Source organism: Nocardiopsis sp. M1B1 (assembly GCF_052466615.1).
Genome location: NZ_CP196194.1, coordinates 1,699,590 through 1,715,519 on the forward strand (window position 1 = coordinate 1,699,590; position 15,930 = coordinate 1,715,519).

The following is a 15,930-nucleotide window of genomic DNA, read 5'->3' on the forward strand; positions in this document are numbered from 1 at the left end:
CCGGCTTCGCCCATCTTTCCGACACCACCTGTCCCGGGTACAACTTCGGGGACACAGGAGGCACCATGTTCCGGATTGACCGAAACCTGACCGCCGACGACCTCGACAAGGCGCTGCGCACCGACGTCGCCGAGGGGCTGACCGCGCGCCCCAAGCGGCTCCCGCCCAAGTGGTTCTACGACGAACGCGGCAGCTCCCTGTTCGAGGAGATCACCGCCCTGCCCGAGTACTACCCCACCCGCGCCGAGCGCGCGATCCTGGAGCTGCGGGCCGACGAGATCGCCGCCGCGGCCGGCGCCGAGGTCCTCATCGAGCTCGGGTCCGGATCGGGGGTCAAGACCCGCCTGCTCCTGGACGCGATGCGCCGCCGGGGCCGCCTCACCCGCTTCGTGCCCGTCGACGTCAGCGGCGACTTCCTCGACTCCTCCGCCCGCCGCGTGGCCGACGACTACCCCGGCCTGGACGTGCACGCCGTCGTCGGCGACTTCGAGGAGCACCTCGGGCTGCTGCCGGTCGGCGGGGAGGGCGGTCGCCAGCTGCTGGCCGTCCTGGGCTCCACCATCGGCAACCAGGAACCGGGGCCGCGCGCCGCCTTCCTGCGCGACGTCCGCGGCGTCCTGCGCCCCGGGGACTCGCTGCTGCTGGGCGCGGACCTGGTCAAGGACCCCGCCCGCCTGGTCGCCGCCTACGACGACGCCCAGGGGGTCACCGCGGCCTTCGACCGCAACGTCCTCGCCGTCATCAACCACCGGCTCGACGCCGACTTCGACCCGGCCGCCTTCGACCACGTGGCGCGCTGGAACGCCGAGCGCGAGTGGATCGAGATGCGGCTGCGCTCCCGGGCCGCCCAGCGCGTGCGGGTCGCCGACCTGGACCTGGAGGTCGAGTTCGCCCCCGGGGAGGAGATGCGCACCGAGGTCTCCGCCAAGTTCCGACGGGAGGGGCTGACCGCGGAGCTGGAGGGGGCGGGGTTCGCCCTCACCCACTGGTGGACCGACCCCGCGGGGGACTTCGCGCTCACCCTGGCCGACGTCCGCTGACACCGGAGGGCCCGGTCCGGGCGGTCGCGGCGGCGGCCCGGCCGGGCCCGTCCGCCCACGTCGCGGGCCGGGCCGCGACGACCCGCCTCCCCGGCTCCGGTACGCTCGTGCCGTGTTCAAGGTAGGAGTTTTCGGCGCCGACGGGCGCATGGGGTCAGAGGTCGTCCGAGCGGTGCGGGGCGCCGACGACATGGAACTCGTCGCGGGGGTGGACGCCGCCAGCGACAGGGACGCGGTGCTGGGGGCCGACTGCGTCGTCGACTTCACCCACCCCGAGGCGGTGATGGACAACCTGGAGTGGCTCATCGGCCACGGGATCCACGCCGTCGTCGGCACCAGCGGGTTCGACGAGGCCAGGCTGGAGCGCGTGCGCCGGATGCAGGAGGCGAAGCCCGGGGCCAAGGTGCTCATCGCCCCCAACTTCGGCATCGCCGCCGTCCTGATGATGCACTTCGCGCGCAAGGCCGCGCCGTACTTCGACTCGACCGAGATCATCGAGCTGCACCACCCGAACAAGGCCGACGCCCCCAGCGGCACCGCCTACCGGACCGCCGAGCTGGTCGCCGAGGCCCGCCGCGAAGCCGGGACCGCGCCGATGCCCGACGCCACCACCTCCGAGATCCCCGGCGCCCGCGGCGCCGACGTGGAGGGCGTACGGGTGCACGCGCTGCGCATCTCCGGGCTCATCGCCCACCAGGAGGTCGTGTTCGGCACCGACGGGGAGACCCTCAAGATCCGGCACGACTCGATGAACCGCGCCTCGTTCATGCCGGGCGTGCTGCTGGGCGTGCGTGGGGTGGACGGCCTCGCCGACCCCCTCACCGTGGGTCTGGACGCGCTCCTGGACCTGGACTAGCCGGCCGCCCCGGACCGTCGCGGACGGGGGCGCTCTCCGGACCACCGCACGGGGGCCGCGCACGGCGCGCGGCCCCCGTCCCGTCTCACGCGCCGCGACGGCAGGTGAGGAACACCTGGACCTCGGGTCGGGCGCCCTCGGGCTCGTAGGAGACGACCCGCTCGTCCTCCACGACCAGCCCGGCCTCCTCCACCACCCGGCGCAGCTCCCCGTTCGGGTAGCCCGACACCCGGACGTCCGTGCCCAGGAAGGGGATCGGGGTGTCGTCCAGGTCGGCCTCCACCATGGACAGGCACAGCAGGCCGCCCGGGACCAGCGAGGCGCGCACGCGGCTCAGCGCCTCGGGGATGCGGGCCTTGGGCAGGCACAGCAGGGAGAAGAACGCCACGATGGCGTCGTAGGAGGACTCCGCGGGGTCCAGGTCGAGGATGTCGGCCCGGACGAACGTCGCCTCCGGCACGTTGCGGCGGGCGATCTCGACCATCCGCCCGGAGATCTCGTAGCCGGTCACCCGCGCCCCCGCCGCCACCAGCTGCCGGGCGGTGGGCACGCCCGTGCCCGAGCCCAGGTCGAGCACGTGCGCGCCGGGCGGCAGCAGGTCCAGCAGCCGGCGCACCCGGTCCTCCTGGCCCTCCTTGCGGGGGAATGCCTCGTCGTAGCGCTCGCCGATCGCGTCGAACGCCGCGGCCTGGAGGGCCGAGCGCCGCGCCCACTCCTCCGGATCCGGAACGTGGTCGAGGGGGTCGGGGGCGGTGTTCTCGCTGGGCACGGTGTCGTCTCTCCCTGCCGTGTCGTACGCGCGTGTCTGGGGTGCGCGCATCCTAACCCGTCCCCGCCTGACCGGGGCCCGGGCGCCGCCTCCCGGCGTCCGGCGTGTCGTCTCAGCCTCCGCCCGCCACCGGCAGGTCCAGGTCCTCCACGGGAGCCTCCAGCTCCTCCGTCCCCGCCTCCACGTCCAGGACGGGGGCGGTGGCGACCGGGGCGTCGTTGACCAGGGGGACGATCAGCTCGCCGCGGTGCCCGGCGGGCGGGGGCTGCGGCGGTTCCCACAGCAGGGCGTACCCGAGGTAGGCGGTGTAGGCGGCGGCCAGGGCGGCCAGCACGAGGGGGCCGAGGGCACGCCCGCGGCGGGACCCGGTCCGCCCCGGAGCGCCCCGCCCCTCATCCGCGGACAACGCGCACCCCGGTGAACGTACCGGCGAGCGGGACGCGCACGTCCATCGCCCGCACGTCCTCCGGCGGGGCCGCGAAGGTCGCGCTGAGCTCCACGGAGTCGCCCGGCCGCAGCACCAGCGCCGGGTCGGGGTCGGAGCAGACGCATCCGCCCGAGGAGTCGCGCGCCACGCGGTGCACCCTGCCGTTGGCGGCGTCGACCAGCTCGACGGCGGCCATGCCCTCGTCCGACCCGACCAGCTCCGCGAACGCCGGGCTGTCGGCGCCCCCGCCGTTGTGGATCCGCAGCACCAGTTCGACCGTCGCCCCGCCGCTGACCAGCTCGCGCACGCTCACGACCAGCTCGGTGCCCCCGCGCCGCACGGTCACCTCGTCGCGCGGTTCCCGGGGCTCGCGGCCCTCCTCCGCCCCCGTGGTCCCCTCCGCGGTCTCCTCCGCCCCGTCGTCCCCGGACACGGGAGGCGGGGGCGGGTCCTCCCGCACCGCCCCGGTCGGCGGGGGACTCCCCTGCGGGGGGTCGGTCCTGTGGTTGAAGGAGGCCTCAGGACTCCGGGGAGCCTCGGCCGGGTTGCCTCCGGAGCAGGCGGTCGCGATCAGCGTCAGCGCCGCGGCGATGAGCGCCGCGGCGGTCGTGCGGGGGGTCGCCATGCCTCGAAAGGCTAGGACCCGTGGGTCTCCCGTCGGTCACGGGCGCGCCCGGGCCCGCCCGCGAAGGGCCCGTCGGCCGCGCGCGGCCACCGCCTCACCCCAGGAGCAGGGCGACCGAGAACAGCACGCCGAACGCCATCTGGAGCCGCCCGGTCTCACCCAGGCCCAGCACCAGGTCGCGGCCGGTCTGACCGCCCAGCACGCGCCGCAGCGGGGGTACCGCCAGCGGCGCTGACACCAGCACCAGCGGCGTCCACCAGAACACCGGGGTCAGCGCCAGCGCCACCAGGTAGGACAGCACGATCGCGCCCCCGTACAGGCGGCGGGTGCCGGCGTCGCCCAGTCGCACGGCCAGCGTGACCTTGCCGGTCTCGCGGTCGGTCGGGATGTCGCGCAGGTTGTTGATCACCAGCACCGAGCAGGACAGCAGGCCCACCGGCACCGACGCCACCCACGCCTGCCAGGGCGCGGAGCCCAGTTGCACGAAGACCGTGCCCACCACGGCCACGACGCCGAAGAACACGAACACCGAGACCTCGCCCAGGCCCCGGTAGCCGTAGGGGCTGCGGCCCCCCGTGTAGTACCAGGCCGCCGCGATCGCCAGGGCGCCCACCAGCAGCAGCCACCACGAGGACGTGGCCACCAGCACCAGGCCCACCACCCCCGCGAACGCGAAGCTGGCCAGGGCCGCCGCCAGCACCTGCCGCGGGGCGGCCAGGCCGGTCGCGGTCAGCCGGGTCGGCCCCGTCCGCGCCTCGGTGTCGGTGCCCTTGACGCCGTCGCTGTAGTCGTTGGCGAAGTTCACGCCGACCTGGAGCGCCATGGACACCACCAGGGCCAGCAGCGCCTTCCACCAGACGAACCCGTCCAGGGCGAAGGCCAGGGCCGTGCCGACCGCCACCGGAACGATCGAATTCGGAAGCGTACGGGGGCGCAGCCCCGAGACCCATTCACTGACCGTGGCCACGCTCCGGCCCCTCCCCGCTCACCACCGGCGCGCCCGTGCGCGCCGCGACAACCACCCCACGTTAGACCCTGTCGGCGGCGCTCCCGCCCGCGCCCCGGCGCCGGGGCGCGGACGGGCCCCTCCCGCTCGGTCCGGCAGGCCCGCGCCCCGGCCCCGCTACTGGGAGATGGCCGCGTGCAGGCGCACCATCGGCAGCAGCCGCCCCATGTCGATCTCGCGGCGGGCGCCGTCCGCGCGCCAGCCCGAGGCCTCGAAGAACGCCCGCAGCGCGTTGTCGGCCTCGGGCACCCACACGTGCAGGGTGGCGAAACCGTCCTCGACCAGGTGGTCCACGCACGCGTTCACCAGGCGGCTGCCGTGCCCCTGGCGCGCCCGCGCGGGGTCCACGTGCAGGGCGAACACCTCCGCGTCCTTGGCGGGCCACAGGTCCGGGTCCCCGGCGGGGCCGAACGCGGCGAAGCCCGCGACCGTGCGCGTTCCCTCCACCTCGTCGGTGGCCACCACCAGCCGGTGCCGGGAGGTCGGCGGCGACTCCAGGGCCGCCGTCCACTGCTCGCGGAACCGCCCCCGGGCCTCCTCGCCGCCCAGGGCCCCGGACACCTCCTCGGGCAGCAGCGCCCCGTACACCGCCCGCCACGACGCCACCTGGATGTCGACGACCGCGTCCACGTCGGCGGTACGGGCGGGACGGACGAACCGGGCACTGGACACGGGGGGCTCTCCTTCTGGGGTGGGCGACACGCCTGGCGACAAGATCACCTACGCCGGAGTTTCCGGACCTTGCCACAGCATGGGAACATCTACGTTGTGAGCCTCATTATCAGAGTTATCGTGAACGCGCTCGCCCTTTGGGCGGCTGTCCTCCTGATCGACGGCATCGAAGTCACCGCGCAGGACACGGTCGGCCAGATCCTGGTCTACCTCGCCGTCGGCGCCATCTTCGGCGTGGTCAACGCGGTCATCAAACCGATCGTCAAAACGGTCGGATGCCTGTTCTACGCTCTGACCCTGGGGCTGATCGGCCTCCTGGTGAACGCGCTGCTGCTCATGCTCACCAACTGGATCGCGGGCCTGTTCGACCTGCCCTTCCACATCGACGGGTTCTGGCCCGCCTTCTGGGGCGCGATCGTCGTCACCATCGTCAGCTGGCTGCTCAGCATGTTCCTGCCCGACGGCAACGACGACTAGCCTCCTACCACGGACTCCGTCCGCCCCGAACCGCGGGCGGACCCGGGCCCGGCCGGATGGCACGGGCCCGGGACGGGTAGGTTCGTCTTGCCGGGGACCACTCAACCTCGACCCACGAGGACGGTGGACCGGACGGGGCTGGGCCCCTCGCCCCCGCCACGGGGGCACCACAGATCTTTCCCGCGACCGTCGCGCATCCGCCGGTCGCGGTGGCGCACACGCAGCGCCGACCACCCGTGCCCGAGGCACACCCGCACGGGATACCACAACTGTTTCGGAGTACACCGAGAGGAGGAGGGGCAACCACGGACCCCACCGCCCGAGGGCGGCGGTCCGCACGCCTTTCACACACGATGATGGACACCAAGAACCGCCCGTTCGGCAAGATGTTGACCGCGATGGTCACTCCGATGCTGGAGGACGGGGAACTCGACTACGAGGGCGCGGCCCGACTGGCCACCTACCTCGTCGACGAACAGCACAACGACGGCCTCGTCATCAGCGGCACCACCGGTGAGTCGCCGACCACCAGCGACGACGAGAAGGACCGGCTGCTGCGCGCCGTCCTGGAGGCGGTCGGCGACCGCGCCACGATCGTGGCCGGGGTCGGCACCAACGACACCCGCCACAGCATCCGGCTGGCCCAGGCGGCCGAGAAGGCGGGGGCGCACGGTCTGCTGACCGTCACCCCGTACTACAACAAGCCGCCGCAGGAAGGTCTCATCCGGCACTTCACGTCGATCGCCGACTCCACCGACCTGCCGGTGATGCTCTACGACATCCCGCACCGCACCGGGACGCCGATCGCCTCCGAGACCCTGGTCCGCCTGGCCGAGCACCCGCGCATCGTCGCCAACAAGGACGCCAAGGACAACGTCGGCGCCAGCTCCTGGGTCATGGAGCGCACCGACCTGGCCTTCTACTGCGGCACCGACATCCTCAACCTGCCGCTGCTGTCCGTCGGCGCGGCCGGGTTCGTCAGCGTCGTCGGCCACATCGTGGGCGCCGACCTGTGCGACATGATCGACGCCTTCGAGAAGGGCGAGGTCGGCCAGGCCCTGGCCATCCACCGCCGCCTCACGCCGGTCTACACGGGCATGTTCCGCACCCAGGGCGTCATCACGACCAAGGCCGTCCTCAACCTGTTCGGCCTGCCCTCCGGGCCGGTCCGCACCCCGCTCGCCGACGCCTCCGCCGAGCTCCAGGCACTCCTGCGCGAGGACCTGGCCGCCGCGGGCGTCAAGGGCCCGATCGGGCTCGCCCCGCACCAGGCCGTCCCGGCCAGCGCCGTCGCCGTCGAGCGCCTCACGGAGGGATCCGTATGAGCCACCCGCACCCCGAACTGGGCTCGCCGCCGCCCCTGGGCAAGGGCGTGCTGCGCATCGTCCCGCTGGGCGGCCTCGGCGAGATCGGCCGCAACATGACGGTCTTCGAGTACGGCGGGCGCCTGCTCATCGTGGACTGCGGCGTGCTCTTCCCCGAGGAGGAGCAGCCCGGCGTCGACCTGATCCTGCCGGACTTCGAGTACATCCGGGACCGGCTCGACGACATCGAGGCGGTCGTGCTCACCCACGGGCACGAGGACCACATCGGCGGCGTGCCGTTCCTGCTGCGTGAGCGGGCCGACATCCCGATCGTCGGCTCCAAGCTCACCCTGGCGCTGATCACCGCCAAGCTCGGCGAGCACCGCATCAAGCCCGAGACCGTGCTGGTGGAGGAGGGCGAGCGGCACGACTTCGGCCCCTTCGACCTGGAGTTCTTCGCGGTCAACCACTCCATCCCGGACGCGCTGGCCGTGGGCATCCGCACCCCGGGCGGGTCGGTGCTGCACACCGGCGACTTCAAGATGGACCAGCTGCCGCTGGACGGGCGCCTGACCGACCTGGCCGGGTTCGCCCGATTCGGCGACGAGGGCGTGGACCTGCTGCTGTCGGACTCCACCAACGCCGAGCAGCCCGGCTTCATCGTCAACGAGCGCAACCTGACCGAGGCCATCGACAAGGTGTTCCGGCAGTCCCAGAAGCGCATCGTGGTGGCCTGCTTCGCCTCGCACGTGCACCGCGTCCAGCAGGTCATCGACGCGGCCGTCGAGCACGGGCGCAAGATCGCCTTCGTGGGCCGCTCCATGGTCCGCAACATGAACATCGCGCGCGACCTGGGCTACCTGAGCATCCCCGGCGACACCGTCGTCGACGTCAAGCAGCTCGACCAGATGCGCCCGGACGAGGTGCTCCTGGTGTGCACGGGCTCGCAGGGCGAGCCGATGGCCGCGCTCAGCCGCATGGCCAACCGGGACCACCAGATCCGCATCGAGGAGGGCGACACCATCCTGCTCGCCTCGTCGCTGATCCCGGGCAACGAGAACTCGGTCAACCGGGTGATCAACGGCCTGACCCGCTGGGGGGCCAAGGTCGTGCACAAGGGCAACGCCCTGGTGCACGTCTCCGGCCACGCGCCCGCGGGCGAGCTGATGTACGTGCTCAACATGGTCCGCCCGCGCAACTTCATGCCCGTGCACGGCGAGTGGCGGCACATGCGCGCCCACGCCGACCTCGCCAAGCTGACCGGGGTCCCGAGCGACCGGATCGTCATCGCCGAGGACGGCGTGGTCGTCGACCTGCACAAGAACCGGGCCAGGATCGTCGGCGCGGTGCAGGCCGGGTACGTGTACGTGGACGGCTCCTCGGTCGGCGACGTCACCGACGCCGCGCTCAAGGACCGCCGGGTCCTGGGCGAGGAGGGGTTCATCTCCGTCGTCGTGGCGGTGGACTCCGGCTCCGGCAAGATCCTGGGCGAGCCCGAGATCCACACGCGGGGCGCGGGCATCGGCGCCGACGCCTACGACGACGTCATCGACCGGATCCAGGACGCGCTGGACAAGGCGGCCCGGGACGGGGTCAACGACCCCCACCAGCTGCGCCAGCTCATCCGCCGCAGCGCCGGCCGCTGGGTCAACGAGACCTACCGGCGGCGGCCCATGATCATCCCCGTCCTGGTCGAGGTCTGACCGGCACCCGACGACGACGAACGGCCCGACGACGCCCCGCGGCGCGTCCGGGCCGTTCGCGTCGCCAGGACCGGGAACCGGTACCGAGGCGGTGACGGAACCGGGAACCGGTACCGCAGCGTCGCCGGGACCGGGGCCCGGGCCGGGACGGCGGTGGGACGGGGAGCACAGCGGCGTCCGGGCGACACGCCGCGCGGGATACGGGCGCGAGGGGTGGACGCCGCAGTAGGCTGCCCGCCGTGGCGGGCCGTCCTGCCCGACCGCCCGCACGACCCCGTCCCCTGGAGGTGACCCCATGGCCACGCGCGCCTCCTCCGGCGGTTCCGGACGCAAGAAGCCCGCCGCGCGCAAGCCCGCGGCGAAGAAGCGCATGCCCGACGGGCCCATCGCCTTCGCCGTCACCATGTTCGGCCAGTTCCTGCTGGTGCTGTGGAAGCTCGTCGCGCACACCGTCGGCGGCTCCGCCCGCGCGGTCGGCCGCGGCGCGCGCGGCCTCGACCCCGACCTGCGCCGCGACGGCGCCGGGCTGGTCCTGCTGGCCGCGGGCGTCCTCATCGCCGCGGCCGTGTGGTGGAACAGCGACGGGCTGCTCCTGGAGTACACCCGCACGGTCGTGGTCGGCGCCTTCGGCACGTTCTCGCCGATCCTGCCGCTGCTGTTCCTGCCGATCGCGGTCAGGCTCATGCGTACCCCGGGCGACAGCAAGGAGGGCGACGCCGGGCGGCTGCTCATCGGCTTCAGCTCGATCATGCTGGGCCTGCTCGGCCTCATCCACATCGCCCACGGCATCCCGCAGCCCTCCGAGGGCCTGGAGGCCCTCCAGGAGGCCGGCGGGCTCATCGGCTTCGTCGCCTCGGGGCCGCTCAGCGCCGTCGTCACCCCGTGGCTGACCGGCGTCCTGCTGGCCCTGGTACTGGTCTTCGGGATCCTCGTGGTCACCGCCACACCCATCCGGCGCATCCCCGAACGCCTCCAGGTCCTGTTCGGCGCGCTCATGGAGCGCGACACCGGCCCCGACGCGGGCATCGGCCTGCTGGGGGCGGAGAAGAAGAAGCCCGCCAAGCCGCGCAGGAGCGCGCCCAAGGCCAAGAAGGCCACGGGCACGGTCGCGGGCGACCACGAGCGCCCCTACGACAGCCCGGTGCTGCCCGACGAGCCGATCGCCCCCGCCCTCACCGACGAGGAGGAGGCCCCGGAACCGGCCGCGGCCGAGGCGGAGGCCGCGCCCAAGGGCAGGAAGGCCGCCCGCGCCAAGCGGGAGGTCCCCGACCCCACCCCGGCCCCCGCCACCACCGAGCAGCTCACCATCCCCTCCCGCGTGGTGGAGGGCGACTACGAGCTGCCCGCGCCGACTATGCTCAAGCCCGGCAGCCCGGTCAAGCCGCGCACCAAGGCCAACGACGAGGTCGTCGAAGCCCTGTCGGGGGTTCTCACCCAGTTCAACATCGACGCCGACGTCACCGGCTTCACCCGCGGGCCGACGGTGACGCGCTACGAGATCGAACTGGGCCCCGCGGTCAAGGTCGAGAAGGTCACCGCCCTGGCCAAGAACATCTCCCTGGCGGTCAAGAGCGCCGACGTGCGCATCCAGTCGCCCATTCCCGGCAAGTCCGCCATCGGCGTGGAGATCCCCAACACCGACAAGGACCTGGTGAGCCTGGGCGACGTGCTGCGCTCGCCCGCGGCGACCTCCGACGACCACCCCATGCTGGTGGGCCTGGGCAAGGACGTCGAAGGCTCCAACGTGGTCGCGAACCTGGCCAAGATGCCGCACGTCCTGGTCGCCGGCGCCACCGGCGCGGGCAAGTCCACCTGCATCAACGGGCTCATCACCTCGCTGATGATGCGCGCCACCCCCGACGAGGTGCGGATGATCCTGGTCGACCCCAAGCGGGTCGAGCTGACCATGTACGAGGGCATCCCGCACCTGATCACCCCCATCATCACCAACCCCAAGCGGGCCGCGGAGGCCCTCCAGTGGGTGGTGGGGGAGATGGACCGGCGCTACGACGACCTGGCCGCCTCCGGGTACCGGCACGTGGACGACTTCAACGCCGCCGTGCGCACGGGGGAGCTGACCGCCCCGCCCGGCAGCGAGCGCCAGTACGAGCCCTACCCCTACCTGCTGGTCATCGTGGACGAGCTGGCCGACCTGATGATGGTCGCCCCCCGCGACGTGGAGGACGCCGTCGTGCGCATCACCCAGCTGGCCCGCGCCGCCGGGATCCACCTGGTGCTGGCCACCCAGCGGCCCAGCGTCGACGTCGTCACCGGCCTGATCAAGGCCAACGTGCCCTCCCGCCTGGCCTTCGCCACCTCCAGCCTCTCCGACAGCCGCGTCATCCTCGACCAGCCCGGCGCCGAGAAGCTGGTGGGCAAGGGCGACTCGCTCTTCCTCCCCATGGGCGCGGGTAAGCCCATCCGCCTCCAGAACGCCTGGGTGGGGGAGAAGGAGATCCGGGCGATCGTCGAGCACTGCAAGAAGCAGTCCGAGCCCAGCTACCGCGAGGACGTGGCCGTCCCCGACACCAAGAAGAAGGAGATCGACGAGGAGATCGGCGACGACCTGGACCTGCTCCTGCAGGCCGTCGAGCTGGTGGTCACCACCCAGTTCGGGTCCACGTCCATGCTCCAGCGCAAGCTGCGCGTGGGCTTCGCCAAGGCGGGCCGCCTGATGGACCTCATGGAGAGCCGCGACGTGGTCGGCCCCAGCGAGGGCTCCAAGGCCCGCGACGTGCTCGTCCAGCCCGACGACCTGCCCGCCGTGCTGGCCGACATCCGGGGTTCCTGACCCGCGCCGCTCGCCCCCGCGCGGCGGCGAGCGGGCGCCGACCGGCACCCGGGAAGTCGGGCTTCAGGCCCCGTGTTACGGCCTTTCCCGAAACTCCACTGGCATCCCTTAAAAACAGGCATGCCCGATTTGGTGGGATCTTGGAGGCTTCATGGGGCGTGGTGACCTGCGCGAAAGCGGCCCGGGCGGCAGAGTGGTCTCTTGCAGCTACACACAGTCGCGGGGGGAGTGCGCATGGCGACGATCGGTCAGACCCTGTCCGCCGCCCGGGTCGCGGCGGGGTACACGGTCGCGGACCTCAGCATCCGTACACGTATCCGGGAACCCGTCCTCACGGCCATCGAGCAGGAGGACTTCTTCTCCTGCGGCGGGGACTTCTACGCACGCGGCCACATCCGCGGCATCTGCCGCACGCTCGGCCTGGACCCGGCGCCGCTCCTGGCCGAGTACGACCGCGAGCACGCGTCCCGCGCCATACCCGCCTTCGTCCCCCCGCAGCGCCACCCGGCGTCCGTGCCCGAGGCGGCTCGCGTGGCCGCCGCGGCGCGCGCCGAGACCCGTCCCGGGGAGGACGGGGAGGCGGTGATGGCCCACCGCTTCGGCGAGGACGACTCCGGAGTCGGCGCCCAGCGCTGGGGCCACTTCGAACGCAGGCAGTTCCTGACGCGCCAGCCCGACGAGGAGCCCCAGGAGACCCAGGAGCGCCGTGGGCCCCGCAGGCCGCGGCTGGCCGGGTGGATCCCCGGTCCCCGTGACACCGCGGAGGGACGCCGCCCCCGTGCTCGGGCGCCCGAGCACGGAGCGCCCGAGGACGGGGCCGCCGACGTCGGCACCGCGCGGACCGGACCCGTGCGGGGTGGGCACGCCGACGGCAGGCACCGGAGCAGCGGCCCCCGGGCCCGCGGTCCCCAGACGGGCGGGACCCGGGTCGGCAGGCACGGCCGGGGCGGCCCCGTCACCCGCCCCGTGGTCATCGCCGCGAGGCCCCGGCCCGTCGACGCCGTCCGGCGCCACTGGCCCTGGGCCGTGGTCGGGGCCATCTTCCTCCTGGCGCTCTTCGTCGGGGTCCGCACCTGGCAGGACTGGGACGCGGGCAACCCGCTGCGCTCGGCCTTCGACTCCTCCGCCACCGAGAGGACCGTCGACTCCGCCGTGGGGGCGGAGGAGGCCGCGGCGGAGCAGGGGCCCGTCGAGTTCACCGTCGAACTCGGCGCCTCCGGACGCAGCTGGGTCGAGGTCACCGGGGCCGACGGCGAGGACCTCTACGTCGGCTACCTGCTGGAGGGCGACGTCAAGGAGTACGTGACCGAGGACATGCTCAACCTGTGGGTCGGCGACGCCGGGGCGGTCAGCGTGACCGTCGACGGCGAGAGCTCCGGCCCCCTCGGGCTTCCGGGCGAGGTCAAGGAGATCGTCATCGGCCCGGACGGCGTGCGGCAGTGACCGGACCGTACCCCGGCCCGGAGCGATCCGGGCCGGGGTACGGGCGGGTGAGCCGACCAAGGTAATGTGGGGGGCTGCGGGCGGCGCCGGACCGCGCCGTGCTCCGAGCACGGCCGACCGGTCCGGGACGGCCCCCGCGCCACCCGAAGCTCTCCCACACGCTTGGAAGCCATGTCATCGCGCCGTACTGTCTCACTCGTCACCCTGGGGTGTGCGCGTAACGAGGTCGACTCCGAAGAGCTGGCCGGGCGCCTGTCCGCTGGCGGCTGGGACCTCGTCGAGGGCGACACCGAGGCCGACGTCACCATCGTCAACACCTGCGGGTTCATCGACGCGGCCAAGCAGGACTCCATCGAGACCCTCCTGGAAGCGGCGGAGAACGGCGGCAGAGTCGTCGCCGCCGGGTGCATGGCCGAGCGCTACGGCTCCGAGCTGGCCCAGGCCCTGCCCGAGGCCCAGGTCATCGGCTTCGACGACTACGCCGCCATCACCGACCGGCTCGACGACGTCGTGGCCGGGCGGACCCTGGTCCCGCACGACCCCCGCGACCGGCGCACGCTGCTGCCGATCAGCCCGGCCGAGCGCGACGCCTCCCAGGCCCACGTCCCCGGCCACGCCAGCTTCGCCGACTCCGCCGGGGCCGAGGGCACCGAGCTGCCCTACCGCGCCTCCGTCCCGCGCCGCCGCCTGGTCGGCGGACCGGTGGCCAACCTCAAGATCGCCTCCGGCTGCGACCGGCGCTGCACCTTCTGCGCCATCCCGACCTTCCGGGGCGCCTACCTCTCCCGCCGCCCCGACGACATCGTGCGCGAGGCCGAGTGGCTCGCCTCCGAGGGCGTGCGCGAGGTGTTCCTGGTCAGCGAGAACTCCACCTCCTACGGCAAGGACCTGGGCGACGTGCGCGCCCTGGAGAAGCTCCTGCCCCGCCTGGCCGCCGTCGAGGGCCTGGAGCGGGTCCGGGTCAGCTACCTCCAGCCCGCCGAGGTCCGCCCCGGTCTGGTGGACGTGCTCACCGGAACCCCCGGCGTGGTGCCCTACTTCGACCTGTCCTTCCAGCACGCCAGCGGCACCCTGCTGCGCCGCATGCGCCGCTTCGGCGACCGCGAGCGCTTCCTGGAGCTGCTGGACACGGTCCGCGAACGCGCCCCCGAGGCCGGCTCGCGCTCCAACTTCATCGTGGGCTTCCCCGGTGAGACCGAGGCCGAGTTCGAGGACCTGGTCTCCTTCCTCTCCGAGGCCCGGCTGGACGCCATCGGCGTGTTCGGCTACTCCGACGAGGAGGGCACCGAGGCCTTCGGCCACGGGGGCAAGCTGCCCGACGAGGTCGTCGCCGAGCGCGTGGACCGGCTCAACCGCCTCTCCGAGGAGCTGATGGCCCAGCGCGCCGAGGAGCGGATCGGCTCGGAGGTCACCGTCCTGGTGGAGACGGTGCTGGAGGACGGCGCCTACGAGGGCCGTTCCGAGCACCAGGCCCCCGAGGTGGACGGCAGCACGATCCTCTACGGCGAGGGCCTGGCCGTCGGCGACCTGGTGCGCGCCACCGTCATCCAGTCGGCCGGGGCCGACCTCATCGCGGAGCAGGACGACACCCACGGGGAAGCCGCGGACAGATGAGCACCCCCGACCCCGCGGCCACCCCCGCCCCCCGCGTTCCCCTGTGGAACATCGCGAACATCCTCACGATGAGCCGCCTGGTCATGGTGCCGCTCTTCGTGTGGTTCATGTTCCTGGACGGCTCGTGGTGGCGGTTCGCCGCCTTCTCCGTCTTCGTGCTGGCCGCCATCACCGACCGGGTCGACGGCGAGATCGCCCGCCGCCGCAACCTGGTCACCGACTTCGGCAAGATCGTCGACCCCATCGCCGACAAGGCGCTCACCGGCTCCGCGCTGGTGGTGCTCTCCCTCCAGGGCGACCTGTGGTGGTGGGTGACCATCGCGATCCTGGTCCGCGAGTGGGGCATCACGGCGCTGCGCTTCGCGGTCCTGCGCTACGTGGTCATGCCGGCCAGCCGGGGCGGCAAGCTCAAGACGGTCCTCCAGATCGTCGCGATCAGCGTCTACCTCTTCCCGCTCCAGGTGCTGCCCTTCAGCGAGGTCTTCGTCTGGTTCGCGCACGTCGTGATGGCCGCCGCGCTGGCGGTCACCCTGTGGACCGGCCTGGCCTACGTGTTCGACGCCGTGCGCGCGGTGCGCGCCCGCAAGGGCCCCGCCGCGTGACGGACGAGCGGGACCGGCCGGTCCCCGGTGACCCGGACCCGCGTGCCGCGGCACTGGCCGCGGCCGGGGCCGCCCACCGGTCCCTGCTCGCCGCCGGCGCCACCTGCGCCACCGCCGAGTCGCTGACCGGCGGCCTCGTCGGCGCCCACCTCACCGCGATCCCGGGCGCCTCGGGCACCTACCGGGGCGGCGTCGTGGCCTACGCCACCGACGCCAAGGACAGCGTCCTGGGCGTGCCCGCGGACCTGCTGGCCGAGCACGGCGCCGTCCACCCGGAGGTGGCCGGGCACATGGCGCTCGGCGTCCGCCGCCTGCTGGGCTCCGACTACGGCGTCGCGGTCACCGGCGTGGCCGGACCCGATCCCCAGGACGGCCAGCCCGTCGGCACGGTCTTTGTGGCCGTCGCCACGCCCGACGGGGCCACGCGGGGCCGCCGTTTCCGTTTCACCGGGGACCGTGCGGGTATCCGATACCGCACGGTCGAGGGGGCGCTGCTGCTCCTGGACACCGCTGTGCGCGGGAGCACGGGAGGAAACGCCCGGGACTGAACTTTCCGGGCTGTTCTTCCTTTCCCCACCCTTGGGAACAAAACCACCCTCGG

15 protein-coding genes are annotated in these 15,930 nt (G+C 73.2%); 10 read left to right on the forward strand and 5 right to left on the reverse strand.

Annotation, left to right across the window (positions count from 1 at the left end; all coding sequences use genetic code 11):
- Window positions 1-65: 65 nt before the first annotated feature.
- Window positions 66-1,040 carry an L-histidine N(alpha)-methyltransferase gene (gene egtD / locus ACSTA4_RS07400; protein WP_444962926.1) on the forward strand — a complete coding sequence of 325 codons (975 nt, stop codon included), beginning with the start codon at window positions 66-68 and terminating at the stop codon, window positions 1,038-1,040.
- Window positions 1,041-1,152: 112 nt separating this feature from the next.
- Window positions 1,153-1,896 carry a 4-hydroxy-tetrahydrodipicolinate reductase gene (gene dapB, locus ACSTA4_RS07405; RefSeq protein ID WP_444962927.1) on the forward strand — a complete coding sequence of 248 codons (744 nt, stop codon included), beginning with the start codon at window positions 1,153-1,155 and terminating at the stop codon, window positions 1,894-1,896.
- 85 nt (window positions 1,897-1,981) lie between these two features.
- On the opposite strand, the gene ACSTA4_RS07410 is transcribed toward dapB, so the two are convergent.
- The 5 genes from ACSTA4_RS07410 to ACSTA4_RS07430 form a co-directional block, all read right to left on the reverse strand.
- Entirely contained in the window at window positions 1,982-2,665 is a 684-nt protein-coding gene (locus tag ACSTA4_RS07410; protein WP_444962928.1) for a class I SAM-dependent DNA methyltransferase, read from the reverse strand.
- Window positions 2,666-2,777: 112 nt separating this feature from the next.
- Window positions 2,778-3,071: a hypothetical protein gene (locus tag ACSTA4_RS07415; RefSeq protein ID WP_444962929.1), complete on the reverse strand. Its 294-nt coding sequence runs from the start codon at window positions 3,069-3,071 to the stop codon at window positions 2,778-2,780.
- Window positions 3,058-3,717, reverse strand: a complete 660-nt coding sequence (locus ACSTA4_RS07420; protein ID WP_444962930.1) for a hypothetical protein — start codon at window positions 3,715-3,717, stop codon at window positions 3,058-3,060. Before ACSTA4_RS07420 ends, ACSTA4_RS07415 begins: the two co-directional genes overlap by 14 nt.
- 94 nt (window positions 3,718-3,811) lie before the next feature.
- Entirely contained in the window at window positions 3,812-4,684 is an 873-nt protein-coding gene (locus tag ACSTA4_RS07425; protein WP_444962931.1) for a 1,4-dihydroxy-2-naphthoate polyprenyltransferase, read from the reverse strand.
- Between the two features lie 156 nt (window positions 4,685-4,840).
- Entirely contained in the window at window positions 4,841-5,395 is a 555-nt protein-coding gene (locus tag ACSTA4_RS07430; protein WP_212641041.1) for a GNAT family N-acetyltransferase, read from the reverse strand.
- Between the two features lie 96 nt (window positions 5,396-5,491).
- Here ACSTA4_RS07430 and ACSTA4_RS07435 point away from each other — a divergent pair, with 96 nt between their 5' ends.
- From ACSTA4_RS07435 to ACSTA4_RS07470, 8 genes are all read left to right on the forward strand, one after another.
- The gene (locus ACSTA4_RS07435; RefSeq protein ID WP_082768262.1) at window positions 5,492-5,872 is read left to right on the forward strand and encodes a phage holin family protein; all 381 of its coding nucleotides are present in this window, start codon (window positions 5,492-5,494) and stop codon (window positions 5,870-5,872) included.
- A gap of 353 nt (window positions 5,873-6,225) precedes the next feature.
- Window positions 6,226-7,197: a 4-hydroxy-tetrahydrodipicolinate synthase gene (dapA, locus tag ACSTA4_RS07440; RefSeq protein WP_047870778.1), complete on the forward strand. Its 972-nt coding sequence runs from the start codon at window positions 6,226-6,228 to the stop codon at window positions 7,195-7,197.
- Complete coding sequence (locus ACSTA4_RS07445; protein ID WP_274976726.1) at window positions 7,194-8,879, forward strand: ribonuclease J; 1,686 nt, start codon at window positions 7,194-7,196, stop codon at window positions 8,877-8,879. Before dapA ends, ACSTA4_RS07445 begins: the two co-directional genes overlap by 4 nt.
- Window positions 8,880-9,174: 295 nt before the next feature.
- A complete protein-coding gene (locus ACSTA4_RS07450) occupies window positions 9,175-11,670 on the forward strand; it encodes a DNA translocase FtsK (protein ID WP_444962932.1) in 2,496 nt (831 codons plus the stop codon).
- A 234-nt stretch (window positions 11,671-11,904) separates the two neighbouring features.
- Window positions 11,905-13,113, forward strand: a complete 1,209-nt coding sequence (locus ACSTA4_RS07455; RefSeq protein ID WP_444962933.1) for a RodZ domain-containing protein — start codon at window positions 11,905-11,907, stop codon at window positions 13,111-13,113.
- A gap of 171 nt (window positions 13,114-13,284) precedes the next feature.
- Window positions 13,285-14,727 carry a 30S ribosomal protein S12 methylthiotransferase RimO gene (gene rimO, locus ACSTA4_RS07460; RefSeq protein WP_212641036.1) on the forward strand — a complete coding sequence of 481 codons (1,443 nt, stop codon included), beginning with the start codon at window positions 13,285-13,287 and terminating at the stop codon, window positions 14,725-14,727.
- A complete protein-coding gene (pgsA, locus tag ACSTA4_RS07465; protein WP_444962934.1) occupies window positions 14,724-15,329 on the forward strand; it encodes a CDP-diacylglycerol--glycerol-3-phosphate 3-phosphatidyltransferase in 606 nt (201 codons plus the stop codon). Before rimO ends, pgsA begins: the two co-directional genes overlap by 4 nt.
- Window positions 15,326-15,877 (forward strand): CinA family protein, encoded by a 552-nt coding sequence (locus ACSTA4_RS07470; RefSeq protein WP_444962935.1) that lies wholly within the window; start codon window positions 15,326-15,328, stop codon window positions 15,875-15,877. Before pgsA ends, ACSTA4_RS07470 begins: the two co-directional genes overlap by 4 nt.
- The last annotated feature ends 53 nt before the right edge of the window (window positions 15,878-15,930 follow it).